At 71.6% G+C, this 15482-nt stretch carries 14 protein-coding genes; 4 read left to right on the top strand and 10 right to left on the bottom strand.

Annotated features, from left to right (window positions below; genetic code table 11):
- Positions 1–49: 49 nt before the first annotated feature.
- Positions 50–1024, bottom strand: a complete 975-nt coding sequence (locus tag CU254_RS22855; RefSeq protein ID WP_369871010.1) for a GNAT family N-acetyltransferase — start codon at positions 1022–1024, stop codon at positions 50–52.
- The gene (locus CU254_RS22850; RefSeq protein ID WP_009079746.1) at positions 961–1812 is read right to left on the bottom strand and encodes a class I SAM-dependent methyltransferase; all 852 of its coding nucleotides are present in this window, start codon (positions 1810–1812) and stop codon (positions 961–963) included. Before CU254_RS22850 ends, CU254_RS22855 begins: the two co-directional genes overlap by 64 nt.
- A gap of 344 nt (positions 1813–2156) precedes the next feature.
- Between CU254_RS22850 and rpsA the strand changes: the two genes are divergently transcribed.
- Complete coding sequence (gene rpsA / locus CU254_RS22845; protein WP_009079744.1) at positions 2157–3650, top strand: 30S ribosomal protein S1; 1494 nt, start codon at positions 2157–2159, stop codon at positions 3648–3650.
- 555 nt (positions 3651–4205) lie between these two features.
- On the opposite strand, the gene CU254_RS22840 is transcribed toward rpsA, so the two are convergent.
- Positions 4206–4838 carry a TetR/AcrR family transcriptional regulator gene (locus CU254_RS22840; protein WP_009079741.1) on the bottom strand — a complete coding sequence of 211 codons (633 nt, stop codon included), beginning with the start codon at positions 4836–4838 and terminating at the stop codon, positions 4206–4208.
- A 168-nt stretch (positions 4839–5006) separates the two neighbouring features.
- On the opposite strand from CU254_RS22840, the gene CU254_RS22835 reads away from it, so the two are divergent.
- Entirely contained in the window at positions 5007–5447 is a 441-nt protein-coding gene (locus CU254_RS22835; RefSeq protein WP_037714531.1) for an OsmC family protein, read from the top strand.
- A 90-nt stretch (positions 5448–5537) separates the two neighbouring features.
- Here CU254_RS22835 and CU254_RS22830 read toward each other — a convergent pair whose 3' ends face one another.
- The gene (locus CU254_RS22830; protein ID WP_009079739.1) at positions 5538–5759 is read right to left on the bottom strand and encodes a hypothetical protein; all 222 of its coding nucleotides are present in this window, start codon (positions 5757–5759) and stop codon (positions 5538–5540) included.
- Between the two features lie 283 nt (positions 5760–6042).
- Here CU254_RS22830 and coaE point away from each other — a divergent pair, with 283 nt between their 5' ends.
- Together coaE and thrS are read left to right on the top strand one after the other, a co-directional pair.
- Positions 6043–7227 (top strand): dephospho-CoA kinase, encoded by a 1185-nt coding sequence (gene coaE, locus CU254_RS22825; protein ID WP_009079736.1) that lies wholly within the window; start codon positions 6043–6045, stop codon positions 7225–7227.
- Positions 7228–7365: 138 nt separating this feature from the next.
- Positions 7366–8613 (top strand): threonine--tRNA ligase, encoded by a 1248-nt coding sequence (gene thrS, locus CU254_RS22820; protein WP_009079734.1) that lies wholly within the window; start codon positions 7366–7368, stop codon positions 8611–8613.
- Positions 8614–8714: 101 nt separating this feature from the next.
- Here thrS and CU254_RS22815 read toward each other — a convergent pair whose 3' ends face one another.
- From CU254_RS22815 to CU254_RS22790, 6 genes are all read right to left on the bottom strand, one after another.
- Positions 8715–9341: a response regulator transcription factor gene (locus CU254_RS22815; RefSeq protein WP_009079732.1), complete on the bottom strand. Its 627-nt coding sequence runs from the start codon at positions 9339–9341 to the stop codon at positions 8715–8717.
- Positions 9338–10669 (bottom strand): sensor histidine kinase, encoded by a 1332-nt coding sequence (locus CU254_RS22810; RefSeq protein ID WP_234392729.1) that lies wholly within the window; start codon positions 10667–10669, stop codon positions 9338–9340. The genes CU254_RS22815 and CU254_RS22810 overlap by 4 nt, the downstream gene beginning before the upstream one ends.
- Positions 10666–12183: an ArnT family glycosyltransferase gene (locus tag CU254_RS22805; RefSeq protein ID WP_369871009.1), complete on the bottom strand. Its 1518-nt coding sequence runs from the start codon at positions 12181–12183 to the stop codon at positions 10666–10668. The genes CU254_RS22810 and CU254_RS22805 overlap by 4 nt, the downstream gene beginning before the upstream one ends.
- A gap of 95 nt (positions 12184–12278) precedes the next feature.
- Positions 12279–13793 carry a glycosyltransferase family 39 protein gene (locus tag CU254_RS22800; RefSeq protein WP_037717733.1) on the bottom strand — a complete coding sequence of 505 codons (1515 nt, stop codon included), beginning with the start codon at positions 13791–13793 and terminating at the stop codon, positions 12279–12281.
- 5 nt (positions 13794–13798) lie between these two features.
- Positions 13799–14536, bottom strand: a complete 738-nt coding sequence (locus tag CU254_RS22795; RefSeq protein ID WP_009079722.1) for an ABC transporter permease — start codon at positions 14534–14536, stop codon at positions 13799–13801.
- A gap of 13 nt (positions 14537–14549) precedes the next feature.
- Positions 14550–15455, bottom strand: a complete 906-nt coding sequence (locus tag CU254_RS22790) for an ABC transporter ATP-binding protein (protein WP_009079721.1) — start codon at positions 15453–15455, stop codon at positions 14550–14552.
- Between the last annotated feature and the right edge of the window lie 27 nt (positions 15456–15482).

The following is a 15482-nucleotide window of genomic DNA, read 5'->3' as shown; positions in this document are numbered from 1 at the left end:
TGGGCTCGGCAAGGCGGCTCGCCGGACGTCACACCAAAGAGCGGTCGGCTCAGCGCAAGGCCCACGCAGGGTGCGCTTCCCAGGACGTCCACAGCGGCCGGTAGCCCTGCCGGTGCCAGAACACCGACGACAGGGGATTGGTCGGGTTGTAGTAGAGGTAGGTGCCGGTCGCGCCCTGGTTCAGCAGTTCGCGATGCGCGCGGGCCATCAGCGCGCGGCCGATCCCGCGGCCGCGGCTGGCCGGGGCGGTGACGACGTTGTTCACATACCCCCAGCGCCCGGTCGGCAGGAGTTCGGCGGCCTCGTTCCCGGGCGCGGATTGGACCCAGTCGCATTGGGCGAGCGCCGCGACTTCGCCGTCGACCTCGGCGAGCCAGGTCGCCTTCTCGCCGAGTGCGCGGCGCAGCGCCGGGCCGAGCAGCTCCGCGGTCTGCTCGCGTTTCCGGTGCGCGACGAGGCCGGTGTAATCGAACGTCGCCGTGCACAACGCCAGCGCGGCGGGGTAGTCGTCGGGCCCGGCAAGGCGGATCGACGCGTCCGCAGCGGCGTCTTCCGGCGCGACCGCGGGGCGAACGGCCAAGGCGGACAACGGAACCAGCCCGTGGTCGAGAAATGCCCGGATGGCTTCGGCGTCGCGGCTCGGCCAGTTGACGACGCACGCCGAATCCGCGCCCGGCGCCTCAGTGTCCACTTGGGACCGAAGCGCGCCGAGCAACGCGTCGAATCCTTCGGTGCCCGCGGTTTCCGGATCCGGGAACAGCTGCCACACCTCGGCCGCCGACCACAGCAGGGGAGCGTCGCCCGGGCCGTGCCGGTAGCGCTGGAGCATCGCGGAAACCTGCGTGCCCGACGCGGTCACCGCACGCAGCCGGTCGCCGCTCGCGAGCGGGACGGGCGGCGGCAGGAGCGGGTCGAGTGCGGCGAATCGGCCTGCGGAGCTCACTGCCGCAGCGTAGCCGGTCAGTCGCGGCGCGTGCGGAAGATCGCGGTGCCGGGGAACAGCCTGCCGCGCAGCGGGCTCCACTGGCCCCAGGTGCGCGTGTGGCCCGCCGGCCATTCCGGTTCGACGAGGTCCTCCAGCGCGAAACCCGACGCGGCGAGCGCGCGCACGTAGTCGCCGAGCGTGCGGTGGTATTCGACGTACGTCGCGGTGCCGTCGTCGTCCACCTCGACATACGGCGTGCGGTCGAAGTACGGCTGGGTCGCGGTGAGGCCCTGCGGTCCGGGGTCGTCCGGGAAGATCCACCGCATCGGGTGGGTCACCGAGAAGACCCACGGCGCACCCGGGCGCAGCACGCGGCGCACTTCGCCGAACACGGTCTCCAGCGACGGGACGAAGGGGAGCGCGCCGAACGCGGAGCACGCGACGTCGAAACTGGCCTCGGCGAACGGAAGCCGCTCGGCGTTCGCCTGCACGAGGGGGACCGCCGCGCCGGTGCGGGCGTTCCCCTCGCGGGCGTGCCGGAGCATGCCGCCGGACAGGTCGGTGGCGACGGGTTCGGCCCCGGCGGCCGCGAGCCAGCGCGAGCACGCGGCCTGCCCGCAGCCGACTTCGAGCACGCGCTTGCCGCGCACGTCGCCGAGCAGCCGCGCGTCCTCCTCGCGCACGCCCTCCGGGCACCAGACGAAATCGGCGTCGCCGAGGAATCCGCCGTGGGTGGCCTGGTAGTCGTCGGCATCCGCGTCCCACCAGGCCAGATTCGCCGCTTCGGCCTCGTGTCCGCCGACTTCGCGATGGGCGACGCCGACCGTGCCGAGGCGTTCTTCGGCGCTCGCGTGGCGGGCCGCCGGGGCCGCGGCGGGCTCGGGCATGCCGGTCTCCTCTCCCCGGATGCGGCCGTCCGGGCGGGGAATGCCCGGACCGGCGGAAACGTTGGCAAGAAGGTACCGGGAGCCGAGGGCGACCCTGATTGTGTCCCCCGCGGGGGCCCGCGTACGATACGTGTTAGCGCAGTGGGGTTCGCGCTGCCCGGGTGACTACCCACCGGGGCCGCGCATCGTCAGCGGGTCATGCCGCGGTCGTTCACTGGTGGAACGTTTGGTCGCCGGACGTTTGAGCAGGGTCGTCGCATGCCGGTTGCGGGCCCGCCGCGTGCACTTTCGGTAGCCAACTTCACATCCACCTACGACACCCATCCACCGGAGCAACCCGCCTAATGACCACCGACACCGCCACCGCCCCGACCGCCCCCACCGGGGCCCCGCAGGTCGCCGTCAACGACATCGGGTCGGAGGAAGACTTCCTCGCGGCTATCGACAAGACGATCAAGTACTTCAACGATGGGGACATCGTCGAGGGCACCATCGTCAAGGTCGACCGCGACGAGGTCCTGCTCGACATCGGGTACAAGACCGAGGGCGTCATCCCCTCGCGCGAGCTGTCCATCAAGCACGATGTCGACCCGGCAGAGGTTGTCGCCGTCGGCGACGAGGTGGAAGCCCTCGTCCTCCAGAAGGAGGACAAGGAAGGCCGCCTGATCCTGTCCAAGAAGCGCGCCCAGTACGAGCGCGCCTGGGGCACGATCGAGGAGCTCAAGGAGAAGGACGAGCCCGTCAAGGGCACCGTCATCGAGGTCGTCAAGGGCGGTCTCATCCTGGACATCGGCCTGCGCGGCTTCCTGCCCGCGTCGCTGGTCGAGATGCGCCGGGTGCGCGACCTGCAGCCGTACGTCGGCCGCGAGCTCGAGGCGAAGATCATCGAGCTGGACAAGAACCGCAACAACGTGGTCCTGTCCCGCCGCGCCTACCTCGAGCAGACCCAGTCCGAGGTGCGCAGCGAGTTCCTCAACGCGCTCGCCAAGGGCCAGGTCCGCAAGGGCGTCGTGTCCTCCATCGTCAACTTCGGCGCCTTCGTGGACCTGGGCGGCGTCGACGGCCTGGTGCACGTCTCCGAGCTGTCCTGGAAGCACATCGACCACCCGTCCGAGGTCGTCGAGGTCGGCCAGGAGGTCACGGTCGAGGTCCTGGACGTCGACATGGACCGCGAGCGCGTCTCGCTGTCGCTGAAGGCGACCCAGGAAGACCCGTGGCGCCAGTTCGCCCGCACCCACGCGATCGGCCAGATCGTGCCGGGCAAGGTCACCAAGCTCGTCCCGTTCGGCGCGTTCGTCCGCGTCGAGGAGGGCATCGAGGGCCTGGTGCACATCTCCGAGCTGGCCGAGCGCCACGTGGAGATCCCGGAGCAGGTCGTCCAGGTCAACGGCGACGTCATGGTCAAGGTCATCGACATCGACCTCGAGCGCCGTCGCATCTCGCTGTCGCTGAAGCAGGCGAACGAGGGCGTCACGCCGGAGACCGAGTTCGACCCCACCCAGTACGGCATGGCCGCCGAGTACGACGCCGAGGGCAACTACATCTACCCCGAAGGCTTCGACCCGGACACGCAGGAGTGGCAGGAAGGCTTCGACAAGCAGCGCGAGGAGTGGGAGCGGCAGTACGCCGAGGCCCACACCCGCTACGAGCAGCACATGGCCCAGGTCAAGAAGGCCGCCGAGGCCGACGCCGAAGCCGCTGCCGACGCCGCCACCGGCATCGAGGGCGGCGAGCAGAGCTACACCTCGTCCGCCCCGGTCGAGGCGAAGAGCGGCGGCACGCTCGCCAGCGACGAGCAGCTCGCGGCCCTGCGCGAGAAGCTGTCGGGCGGCGCGTGAGCGTCTGACTCGCTGAGTCTCTGACCCGTTCGGCCCCGGTCCTCGCGGACCGGGGCCGAACTGTTTTCCGGGCTTTTTCGTGCCGGGCAACGCGGGGATGGCGTTTCCGCCGGGCGACGTCCGACGGCAGGGCCGTTCCCGCGACGAACTCGGGGCAGCTCGCGGCAATGCGGCCAAGGGTCAGTTGCGCAGGCCGAGGCCGTCGATGGCCGCGCGGACGCCGCGGGTGTGGGCGGATTCGCCGGGGCTGAGGAAACCAGCCGTCGAGGGGCCTTGCGAGCGGAGGGTCAGTTCCAGGCTCGCCAGTGCGTGGACGTCGACCAGGCTTTAAGCTCTGTGGTTTGGCGTGCCCGGGCGCGGGTCAGTTGCGCAGGCCCAGCCCGTCGATAGTCGCGCGGACGCCGCGGCGGTACGTGGCTGTGGGGCGGATTCGTCGGGGCTGAGGAAACCAAGCGTCGAGGGGGCTCTGCGAGCGGTTGGTCAGTTGCAGGCTCGCCAGTGCGTGGACGTCGATCGGGCTTTAGGGCTCTGTGGCTTGGCGTGCCCGGACACGGGTCAGTTGCGCAGGCCCAGCCCGTCGATAGTCGCCCGGACGCCGCGGCGGTACATGGTCGCGTGGGCGGATTCGTCCGGGCTGAGGAACCAGTCGTCGAGCGGGCTTTGCGAGCGGATGGTCAGTTCGACGCTCACCAGCCCGTGCATCGACGTCCAGAGCAGGTACCCGCATTCCTGCGCGACGACGTCCGGCGGGCAGACCCGGTCGATTTTGGCGACGAACTCGGCGAAACTCGTGCGCAGCACTCCCGACCGCAACGCCGGGTCCGGGTCGTAGTCGTGCACCGAACGCTCGAACATCAGGCCGTAGCGGGCCGGGCTTTCCAGCGCGAACCGGCGGTAGGCGAGCGCGACTTCCACGAGATCGGCAATCCCGTCGCCCTCGGACGGCGGAACCGCGCGCAAATCCTCGCCCAGCAGGTCGAAAGCCCGTTCGTACAAGGCGTCCAGCAGACCCGTGCGGCCGCCGAAGCGGGTGTACACCGTGATCGTGGACGCGCCGGCCTGCTCCGCCACCGCGCGCACGGTCAGCCCGGCGACGCCGCGCTCGGTGAGGACGGTCAGCGCCGCGTCGAGGAACCGGCCGCGGTGGTGCTGCTCCGCCGGCCGTGTCGAGAGATGCCGGGTGGCCATCTCCCACCCCCTTTTGCCCGTGCTCCGCGGGAAGCGCGTCCGCGTCTTCGCAAGCAGAAGATACGATATTCACGGCTTCTTGGGAACGTCGTTCCGGCGAGCCCGGACCGTCCACAAGCGACCGCCCGCCCTCGGCGGGTCTCCCCGAGCACAAAGGAATCCGTCCCCATGACCCAGCCGGAGCCCGGCACTGTCGTCGTCACCGATGCCGGGAGCGGCCGCTACACCCAGCGCGTCACGACCGCGGGCCACGAATTCCTCGCCGACGAACCGACGAGCGCGGGCGGAGCGGACGCCGGTCCCACACCGTACGACCTCCTGCTTTCCGCGCTCGGCACCTGCACGTCGATGACGCTGCGGATGTACGCCGACCGCAAGGGAATCCCGCTGACCCGCACGACCGTCCGGCTCCGGCACGACCGCGTGCACGCCCGCGACTGCGAACGCTGCGAGACCGAGGCCGGGCTGATCAGCCGGATCACCCGGGAGATCTCGCTGGAGGGCGACCTCGACGACGCGCAGCGTGCGCGGCTGCTGGAGATCGCGGACAAATGCCCGGTGCACCGGACGCTGAGCCGCGAGATCGCGATCGAAACTCGCGCGGTCTGATCCACCGGCGGGTCCGGGGGTGCGACCGCACGCTGAGCACTGAGATCGCGATCGAAACGCGCGCGAGCTGGCTCCCGGGGGAGCGAAGGGTCAGATGCGTTCCAGCGAAACCGAAGGCACCCAAGCACGTTCGAGCGCGGCTTCGCGGGCACGGCGGCGGAGGCCGGCCAGGCTGTGCTTCGCGGGCACGAGCAGCGCGCTGAACCACGTGCGCCGGTATTCCGCGAGTGCGTCCGAGACCTGGCGATAGGAGACGCAGTGCACCAGACCCGGGGTGCCGAGCCGGTGCTTCCCGACGTGCTTCTCCGCCATTGTTCCTCCGTGTGGGCGACCCTTCCGCCGCGCACGGTACGCACTCGACCCGCGAAAACAGCGCAAGCGCGCGGCGTGTCACCCACATCAGTTCGGCTACGCCCGAAAAAGTGCTTGCGTTTGCGCGGAGGGTGTGCGGGTACCTGTGCGCTTGCACGTGCAGGGTGTCCGCTGTCGCTTAGGCGGGTGACGGCGGTGTTCGGTGCGCGTCCGGCCGGAAGCAGGCCGACCCGACCCGTGGCTGTGGTCGGATGACCGATCTTCGGCACAGTAGGGTGTGGCCATGCTGCGAGTGGGCCTGACGGGCGGGATCGGTGCGGGGAAGTCGACGGTGGCGAACCGGCTGGCCGAACACGGGGCCGTCGTCATCGATTCGGACCGCATCGCGCGCGAGGTCGTGGAGCCGGGCACGCCGGGGCTGGCCGCGCTGACCGAGGCGTTCGGCGAGGAAATCCTCGCGGAGGACGGTTCGCTGGACCGCCCCGCGCTCGCCGCGCGCGCGTTCGCCGACGACGAATCGCGCAAGCGGCTGAATTCGATCGTGCATCCGCTGGTCGGGCAGCGCACCGGCGAACTGATGGCCGCGGCCGCGGACGACGCGGTGGTGGTGCACGACGTGCCGCTGCTCGTGGAGAACGACCTCGCGCCCGCGTATCACCTGGTGCTGGTGGTCGACGCGCCGGTGGAGGTGCGGGTGCGGCGGCTCGTCGAGGTCCGCGGCATGCCCGAGGCGGACGCGCGGGCGCGGATCCGGGCGCAGGCCGCCGAGGAACAGCGCCGCGCCGTCGCGGACGTCTGGCTCGACAACGGCGGCACGCCGGACGTCGTGCTCGCCGAGGTGGACGCGCTGTGGGCGGACCGGCTGGTGCCGTTCGAAGCGAACCTCCGGCTGCGCAAACCGCGTCCTCCCGCCTCGCCGGTGATCTCGCCCTACGACGCGAGCTGGCCGCTGCAGGCCGAACGCCGGCTGGCGCGGCTGCGGCAGATCGCCGGTTCGCGCCTGGTGCGCGCGGACCACATCGGCTCCACCGCGGTGCCGGGCCTTCCCGCGAAGGACGTCCTCGACCTGCAGCTCACCGTGTCCTCTTTGGACGATGCGGACGCGCTCGCCGAGGCGCTCGCCGACGCCGGTTTCCCGCGCCGCGAAGGCGAATGGTGGGACGATCCGCAGGGCGGCGACGGCAAGTGGCTCAAGCGGTTCCACCAGAGCGCCGACCCGAAGCGTCCGGTGAACCTGCACGTCCGGTCCACCGAAACCCCGGCGTGGCGGCTCGCGCTGCTGTTCCGCGACTGGATCCGCGCGCACCCGGACGAGCGCGACGGCTACGCCCGGGTGAAGGAAGAGCTGGCGCGCAAGCACTCCGCGGACGGCACGGTCGAGCAGTACGCGGACGAGAAGCAGGGCTGGGTCAACGCGGCGTTCGTGCGCGCGGAGAAGTGGGCCGAGCACAGCGGCTGGAAGCCCTGAGCCGGAAAACCAGGTGCGGTCCCGCCGGGCGCCGGGCTACCGTTCGCGGCATGAAGCGCGCCCAGTCCACGACGACGCCGGATCCCGTCCCGGCGCGCTGAACACTGCCATTCGAGCCCGGGGCGAGCGCCCCGGGCTTTGTCGTGCGCTCGCCTCGCCTTCCGTGAGGAGACCGCCATGCCTGACCACCGCAAACTCGGCCGCGAACTCGGCCTGTTCGGCAGCGACCCGTTGATCGGAGCGGGACTGCCGTATCTGCTGCCCGACGGCGCCGCGATCCGGCACGTGCTGGAGGAGTACGTCCGCGAGGTCGAACGCCGCGCCGGCTACCAGCACGTTTCGTCGCCGGTGCTGGGGAAACGCGAGCTGTACGAGCTCTCCGGCCACTGGGCGCACTACCGCGAGGACATGTTCCCGCCGATGGATCTCGGCGGCGAGCAGGTCGTGCTGCGGCCGAGCCTGTGCCCGCACCACGCGCTGATCTACCGTTCCCGCGCCCACAGCCACCGCGAACTTCCGCTGCGGCTGGCCGAGCTCGGCGGGATGTACCGAGCCGAACTGTCCGGCGTCTTGGGCGGGCTCAGCCGGGTGCGCGCGATCCAGCTGAACGACGCGCACATCTTCTGTCTTCCCGAACAAGTCGGCGCGGAGGTGCGAGGTGCGCTCGAGCTGATCCGGCGCGTCTGCCAAGACCTTGGCCTGAAACCCGCGCGCTACCGGCTTTCCTTGCCGGACAACCGCGGCAAGTACGCGGGCGCGGCCGAAGCGTGGGACCGTGCGGCCGAGGTGCTCGTCGAAGCGCTCGACGGCATCGAGTACGAACGCGGGCCGGGCGAAGCCGCGTTCTACGGCCCGAAGATCGACGTCCAGCTCGCCGACAGTTCCGGCCGCGAATCGACCCTGTCCACCGTGCAGATCGATTTGCACCAGCCGGAGCAGTTCGGGCTGGAGTACGTCGGCCCGGACGGCCGCGCGCACCGGCCGGTCCTGGTGCACCGCGCGGTGCTGGGCAGCCTGGAGCGCGTGCTGGCCCAGCTCATCGAGGAACACGGCGGCGCGTTCCCGCCGTGGCTGGCCCCGGTGCAGGTGGCGGTGCTCCCGGTCGGCGACGCGGAACTCGCAGCCGCCGAAGCGGTCGCGGAGGAGGCGATGGCGGCCGGGTTGCGCGCCGAGGTCGTCCCGGCGGACCGGGGGAGTCTGGGCGCGCGCATCCGGGACCGGCGGCTGGTGCCGTATCAGGCCGTGGTCGGTCCGCTGGAAGCGGACGCGGGCCTGGTGGCGCCTCGGCTCCGGGACGGCCGCAGGCTGGATCCGTTGCTTGCCAAGGAATTCATCGCCGCAGTGGCCGCTCGGGCAGCATCCCGCGCCGAAGCTCTGTGGAGCTGAAAGCGCCCCAATGCCACATTGGGTGCGTCAGATGCACCCAATGTGGCGTTCGGTGCGTCGCATGCACCCAATGCCACATTGGGGTGTTCTCCGGGCGCGGGTCAGGACCCCAGCAGACCGCGTTCGAAAGCCACCGCCACCGCCGCCGCGCGGTCTTTCACGCCGAGTTTCGCGTACGCGTGCAGCAGGTGCGTCTTCACCGTCGCCTCGCTGATGAACAGCTTCTTCGCCGCTTCCTTGTTCGTCGACCCGCGCGCGACGAGGTTCAGCACCTCGATTTCCCGCTGTGACAACGGTTCCTGGGCCGGGGCGCGCATCTGGCCCATGATCCGGCTCGCGACGGCGGGGGAGAGGACTGCCTCGCCGCGCGCGGCGGCGCGGACGGCGCGGAACAGTTCCTCGCGCGGCGAATCCTTCAGCAGGTAGCCGGTCGCGCCCGCCTCGATCGCGGGCAGCACGTCGGAATCCGTGTCGTAGGTGGTCAGCACGAGCACGCGCGCGGGGTTGCCGAGGCGGGCGAGTTCGGTGATCGCGGCGACGCCGTCGGTGCCGGGCATCCGCAGGTCCATCAGCACGACGTCCGGTTTCAACGCCTCGGCGAGCGTGACCGCCTCGGCTCCGTGCGCGGCCTCGCCCAGCACCTCGAAGCCGCGCTCGCCGGTGAAGATGCCGCGCAGCCCGTCCCGGACGATCGGATGGTCGTCGGCGATCAGCAGCGTGATGGTCATGAGGCCCCCTCGGTCGGATCCAGTGTCGCAGCCGGGATCGCGGGCAGGCGCGCCGAGACCGCGGTGCCGCCGCCCGGTTCGGACTCGACGTGCAGGGCTCCGGCGAGCCGTTCCGCGCGCCGCCGCATGCCGGGCAGGCCGTGCCCGCCTTCCGCCGACGGCGGCGCGGGCGGGTGTGCCGGATCGAAGCCGACGCCGTCGTCGCGCGCGTCGAGCGTCACCTCGTCGCCCATGTACGACAGGGTGATCCCGGCCCGGCTCGCCCGGGCGTGTTTGGCCACATTGGACAGTGCTTCCTGGGTGATCCGCAGGAGGGTGGCTTCCAGCTCCGGATGCAGCGGAACCGCGGTCCCGGTGGTCGAGAACTCCGCGGGCACGCCGGTCCGCTCGCTCCACAGCCGGGCGACCTCGGCGAGTGCCTCGGGCAGCGTCGCGGCTTCGAGCGGTTCGGGCCGCAGCGCGGCGACCGAGCGCCGGGCCGCGGTGAGGTTTTCCCTGGCCAGCTGGGTTGCCGCGGCGAGGTGGCGTTCCCATTCCGCCGTGTCGTCGCGGGCCTGCGCGGCGGCTTCGAGCTGGGTGATGATCCCGGTGAACCCTTGCGCGAGCGTGTCGTGGATTTCCTGGCTCAGCCGCTGCCGCTCGTCGAGCACGCCCGCCTCGCGGGCCTGCGCGAGCAGCTGGCGCTGCAGCCCGCGGTTCTCCGCCTCGGCGGCGGCCAGCTGGTCGAGCATCCGTTTGCGCTCGGCGTTCTGCCTGCCCACGGCGGCGAAAACCGCGCCCCCGCCGCTGATCGCCGCGGTTTGCACGATCACCAGCGAGATCCAGACCCCGGGTGAAACCGTCAGCGCGTGGATCGGACCGCCGAGCGTCATGGTGTTGATCAGCAGCGAAGTGATGCCGATGCCGAGGACGGCCAGCACCATCGGCTTCATCCGCATGGCGGCGAAGAACGCGTAGACCATGAAGATGACGAAGTACGTTTCGCGCGCTTCGAGAATCGCGCCGAGCGTGACGACGCCGGCGAACGCCACTGCGGCGGTCAGCGGGTGATCGCGGAGCTTCGCGCTGAGCACGACGGTGGTGAGCAGCAACCACCCCGCCGCACCGGCGGCGATCAGCAGGGTGGTGGACCGGTGGTCGTCCGGTTTGGTGCTGCCCAGTGCGGTGAGCAGGACGGAGACCGCCAGGAGAAGCCACGCGAGCAGGGTCTCGGTCCGGCTGAACCACCGGTGCCAGCGCACCGGCGCCTCGTCTTTCCGCCCCACCGCCGGAGGCATCAGCGAACCCCGCCAGTCGAGTTTGACCCCCCGGAGGTCCTCGAGTCTCACGCCTTGAGGTCCTTCAGCTGCGGCCAGATCCCGGCCCAGCTGCCGATCCGGCCGTCGAGCAGCCAGATCGGCATGTGTCGGCTGGCGTTCGGGACGCCCAGCCGGTTGTCGACCTCGCCGACGACGCGCGCGGACCGGAAGTGCGCCGCCAGCCTCGCCGGTTCGCGGCCGACGAACAGCACGGTGTCGGCATTGTCGTTCGGACGGCCGAAGTACCAGAACCCGCGGCTGGCGCTGTACGCCTCGGGCAAGCCCTGCTCCGGCCCGTACCGGTCGAGCGCCCCGGCCTGCCAGTACCCGCCGGTGACGAGCGTGGTGCGGGTCCGTTCCTCCGGAGGCAGCGCGCGGTACTGCTTGGCGACGGACGCGGCCAGATCCGGCCAGCCGTACTCCTCCATCGCGTACGCCGGGCGCGGCGCGGTCGGATGCTCGACGAGCCACTGCACCGGCCACACCGGGAGCGCGTAGGGGAGGCTGTAGAGCGCGGAGAGGACGAACATCGGCCACGTCGGCACCCAGCGCCACCACAACGCGGGCCGCCGGTCCTGCAGATGCACCGCGGCGGCGGCCCACAACAGGCCGAAAGTGCCTGCGGCGTAATAAAACCGGCCATTGCCGATCAGGAAGATCGCGAAGACGCCGATCGCGGTCCAGCCGAGGAAGCGGTACGCGCGCAGCCGGGCGCTGCCGAGCAGCACGGCCAGCCCGTACAGCACGCCCAGCGCGCCGATGACCAGACCGGCTCCGGCGAGCAGCGCGGGCACGAACATCGCCCGGCCGCCCGCTTCCTCGACCTCGCGGGAAACCGCGTCGCCCATGCCGAGCTGGGGCCAGCCGTTCGAGGCTTGCCAGAGCAGCGTCGGCACGCACGCGACCGCGGCGATCGCCGCGCCGGCCCACAGTTTGGGGCGGCGCAACAGGTCCCGCGGCCCGAAGACGAGCGCGGTGATCGCGGTGACCGCCCAGAACCCGCCGATCAGGAACTTCACGTTGAGCCCGACCGCCGTCGCGACGCCGAGCCACAGCAGCAGGTTGTCGTCGCGTGTGCGGATCCAGCGCACCAGCAGCCACAGCACGATCGTCCACAGCAGAGGGTCCACAGTGGACGTCGCGAGGTAGTGGCCGCTGCCGACGAACTGCCCGCAGATCGCGTACGCGGCGGCGGCGCGGGTCTGCGCTCTGCGCTCGCCGCCCATTTCGCGCGCGATGAGTCCGGTGAACACGACGCCCGCGGCGGTCGCCAGGATCGCCGGGATCCGGAACACGACGAGCGAGCCCGGCGCGAGCGAGTTCGCGAGCCAGGCGAGGAACGGCAGCACCGGCGGCTGGTCCGCGTAGCCCCACGCGAGGTGTTTGCCCGCGGCGAGGAAGTACAGCTCGTCGCCGAAGTAGCCGTAGCGGCCGGCGGTGGCGAGGAGTACGGCGGCGGTCCCCGCGGCGAGCAGGAAGACCGGCCGCCGAGCGAACTCGGCGAGCGCGCGGCCGGGCGTGCTCGGTGCGGTGGCCGTGGTCACGGCATCCATCCTGCTCCCTGTCGGCAGATCGGGGGCTGGCCTCGCCCGCACCCTACGGGCGAGGCCTCGCGCCGTTCCACGGCGGGTGCCGCCGGTCAAGCGCCGGTGTTCGCCAGCTTGGGCCAGATTTCCGTCCACGGCTGCAGTCTCGAGGTGGCCAGCCACATCGGCGTGCCGTCGAGCACACTCGGCTTCGCGTCCCCGGTCGTCACCGCGCCCACCGGCTCGAGATGCGCGAAGTGCCCGAGCAGCGGCCGAGGATCGGCCCCGACGAACAGGACGTCGCGCGCCGAATCGGGCGGGACGGCCAGCGTCGCGTATCCGCGATTCGGGCTGGTCGGCTCGGGCAGGCCCAGGTGCGGTCCGTAGCGGTCGAGCGCGCTCGCGGTCCAGTACGTCTCGCCGACGATCGCGGTGTGTGCCGGATCGGGCACGCGGTGGAACACCTTGGCGACCGACTGCGCCCCTTCCGGCCAGCCGACCTCGGCGAACGAGAACGCGGGGGTCGGCAGCGACGGGTTCTTCGCGAGCCAGGAATGCGGCCACACCGGCAGCGCGGCGGGCAGCATCAGCAGCGCGGAGAGCACGTACACCGGCCACGTCGGGATCCAGCGCCACCACCGCGCCGCCTGCCCGCGCTCCAGCTCCACCGCCGCGGCCGCCCAGCACGGCGCGAACATGCCCGTGATGTAGTACGACCGGCCGTTGACCGCGATGAACACCACGGCGAGCGCGAGCGTGGTCCAGGCGAGGAAGCGGTAAGAGCGCAGCTGCGGCGCACGCAGCAGCCGCCACAGGCCGTAGCCCAGCAGCACGGCCCCGACCGGGACACCCGCCAGCAGCAGGACCTGCGGGAGCCAGGACACCCGGCCGCCCCAGGTTTCGCCGACCTCGTTCGAGATCGCCGCGCCCATGCTGAGCTGCGGCCAGCCGTGCCGGGCCTGCCACATCAGCGTCGGCACGAGCGCCAGCGCGGCGATCGCGGCGCCGGCCCACAGCAGCGGGCGGCGCAGCAGTTCGCGCGGACCGCAGATCAGCAGCGCGATCCCGGCGACGATCCAGAAGCCGCCGATCAGGAACTTCACGTACAACGCGAGCGCGGTGACGACTCCGGCCCACCCCAGCAGGCCGTCGCGCCGGGTGCGGATCCAGCGGACCACCAGCCACAGCAGGACGGTCCAGAGGAACGGATCCAGCGTCGACGTCGCCAGGTAGTGGCCGCTGGCGACGAACTGGGTGCAGGCGGCGAAGGTCGCGGCGGTGACGACCTGCGCGCGGGTGCGTCCGCCGAGTTCGCGGGCGATCAGCGCGGCGGACACGACGCCGGCGAGCATCGCCAGCATCGCCGGGAGCCGCAGGACGAACAGCGAATCGGGCGCGATCGTGTCCATCGCGCGGGCGAGCAGCGGCAGCAGCGGCGGCTGGTCCACGTACCCCCAGGCCAGATGCCGTCCGGCGGCGAGGAAGTACAGCTCGTCGCCGAAGTAGCCGTAGTTGTTCGCGGTGAGCACCAGCGGCACGGCCATCAGCGCGGCGACGCCGAACACGGGCAGCCGGGCGAACGGCGCCACCGCGCGGGCCGTCGTGGCTTGGTCCTCTGTCGTCGTCATCGCGCTCACTCCCAGCGGAAGAATCGGGCGGCGAGCGTCGAGCACACGACGGCCACCACCGCGAGCGCGACCATGGGCAGCAGCTGCGGCGCGTGTCCGGCGGCCGTCTCGCGCAGGCTGCCGAGCGTCGCGCCGAGCGGCAGGATGTCCGCGACGTGCTGCAACACCGGCGGCAGCTGCTCCTTCGGCACCCACACCCCGCCGAGCGCGAGCATCGGGAAGAGCGCGGCCGCGCCGAGCCCGTTCGCCGCGCGGCCGGTCGGCGCGAACGCGGCGAGCAGTGTGCCCACCGAGAACAGCGACACCGCGCCCAGCAGCATGACCGCGAGGAACCCGCCCGGGTTCCTCGGCAGCGCCATGCCGAGCGCGATCGTGCCCACCCCCACGACGAGCACGATCGCGACGACCGCGATGGCGAGGTTCACCAGCAGTTGCGCGGCGAGCAGCCGCGACGGCGGCACCGGGCTCGCCGCGAGCCGCTTCAGCACCCCCTTCTCCCGGTGCGCGGCCATCGCGCCGGGGAACAGGCTCAGCGCGAGAATCCCGAGCAGGATCGCCACCGCCATCGGCGCGATCAGCGTGGCCAGCGACGACTGGCCGCCGTGCTCGGGGCTGGGCTCGCGCGACCCCGGCATCAGCCCGAACACCAGCACCAGCGCCAGCGGAATCCCGAGCACCACCGCGGGCGCGCCCGGATCGCGGAGGAAGATCTTCGCCTCGGCGACAGTCAGCTTCGACAGCATTTCCGGTTCCCCCTCAGCCCAGTTTCCGGCCGGTCAGCGCGACGAACGCGTCGTCGAGGCTGGCCTGCTCCACCCGCAGTTCGCCGGCCACCACGTCCGCGCGGGCGAGGAACGACGTCACCGCCTGCAGCGCGCCGTCGCCCCCGGTCACCACCAGATGCGCGCCGTTCCGCTCGACCTTCCGCACGTTCGGCAGCCCGGCCAGCGCGTGCGGATCGACCGGCGCGGACGGGCGGAAGCGGATGCGCTGCTCCCCGCCGACCCGGCCGACCAGCCCGGCCGGGGTGTCGATCGCGACGACGCGGCCGGCGTCGATCACCGCGATCCGGTCGCACAGCCGTTCCGCTTCCTCCATGAAGTGCGTGACGAGCACGACCGTCACGCCCTCCGCGCGCACGGCTTCGACGAGGTCCCAGGTGTCGCGGCGGGCCTGCGGGTCGAGCCCGGTGGTCAGCTCGTCCAGCACCACCGCCTCGGGGCTGCCGATCAGCGCGAGCGCGATCGACACGCGCTGCTGCTGGCCGCCGGAAAGCTTGCGGTAGAAGGTGTTCCGCTGTTCGGTGAGCCCGAGCAGCGCCATCAGCCGTTCCGGGTCGGCCGGGGTGCGGTACATCGCGGCGAACAGGTCGAGGACCTCGCCGACGCGCAGCCGGTCGGGCAGCTGGCTTTCCTGCAGCTGGACGCCGAGCCGCTGGCGCAGTTCGCGAACGTCGCGCCGCGGGTCCAGCCCGAGCACCGAAACGGTGCCGCCGTCGGGGGAGCGCAGGCCCTCGACGCATTCCACCGTGGTGGTCTTGCCCGCCCCGTTGGGCCCGAGGATCCCGAAGATCTCGCCCTGCTCTACGGTGAACGAAACGTCTTCCACCGCCGTCTTCCCGCGGTAGCGTTTATGGAGGTTCCGCACCTCGATGACCGGCATTGCCCCGGAGTCCCCTCTCGAATCGCA

Source organism: Amycolatopsis sp. AA4, assembly GCF_002796545.1.
In the GTDB taxonomy this organism is placed as follows: Bacteria; Actinomycetota; Actinomycetes; order Mycobacteriales; family Pseudonocardiaceae; genus Amycolatopsis.
Note: the sequence above shows the minus strand (reverse complement) of the source record. Positions and strands in the feature narration are given on the sequence as shown.

What these genes read in the sequence shown, in the direction of transcription:
- CU254_RS22840 (WP_009079741.1), bottom strand. Translation starts at nt 4,838, where the DNA reads ATGGCCACCCGGCATCTCTCGACACGGCCGGCGGAGCAGCACCACCGC.
- CU254_RS22830 (WP_009079739.1), bottom strand. Translation starts at nt 5,759, where the DNA reads ATGGCGGAGAAGCACGTCGGGAAGCACCGGCTCGGCACCCCGGGTCTG.
- rpsA (WP_009079744.1), top strand. Translation starts at nt 2,157, where the DNA reads ATGACCACCGACACCGCCACCGCCCCGACCGCCCCCACCGGGGCCCCG.
- CU254_RS22795 (WP_009079722.1), bottom strand. Translation starts at nt 14,536, where the DNA reads ATGCTGTCGAAGCTGACTGTCGCCGAGGCGAAGATCTTCCTCCGCGAT.
- CU254_RS22835 (WP_037714531.1), top strand. Translation starts at nt 5,007, where the DNA reads ATGACCCAGCCGGAGCCCGGCACTGTCGTCGTCACCGATGCCGGGAGC.
- CU254_RS22800 (WP_037717733.1), bottom strand. Translation starts at nt 13,793, where the DNA reads ATGACGACGACAGAGGACCAAGCCACGACGGCCCGCGCGGTGGCGCCG.
- CU254_RS22850 (WP_009079746.1), bottom strand. Translation starts at nt 1,812, where the DNA reads ATGCCCGAGCCCGCCGCGGCCCCGGCGGCCCGCCACGCGAGCGCCGAA.
- CU254_RS22815 (WP_009079732.1), bottom strand. Translation starts at nt 9,341, where the DNA reads ATGACCATCACGCTGCTGATCGCCGACGACCATCCGATCGTCCGGGAC.
- coaE (WP_009079736.1), top strand. Translation starts at nt 6,043, where the DNA reads ATGCTGCGAGTGGGCCTGACGGGCGGGATCGGTGCGGGGAAGTCGACG.
- CU254_RS22790 (WP_009079721.1), bottom strand. Translation starts at nt 15,455, where the DNA reads ATGCCGGTCATCGAGGTGCGGAACCTCCATAAACGCTACCGCGGGAAG.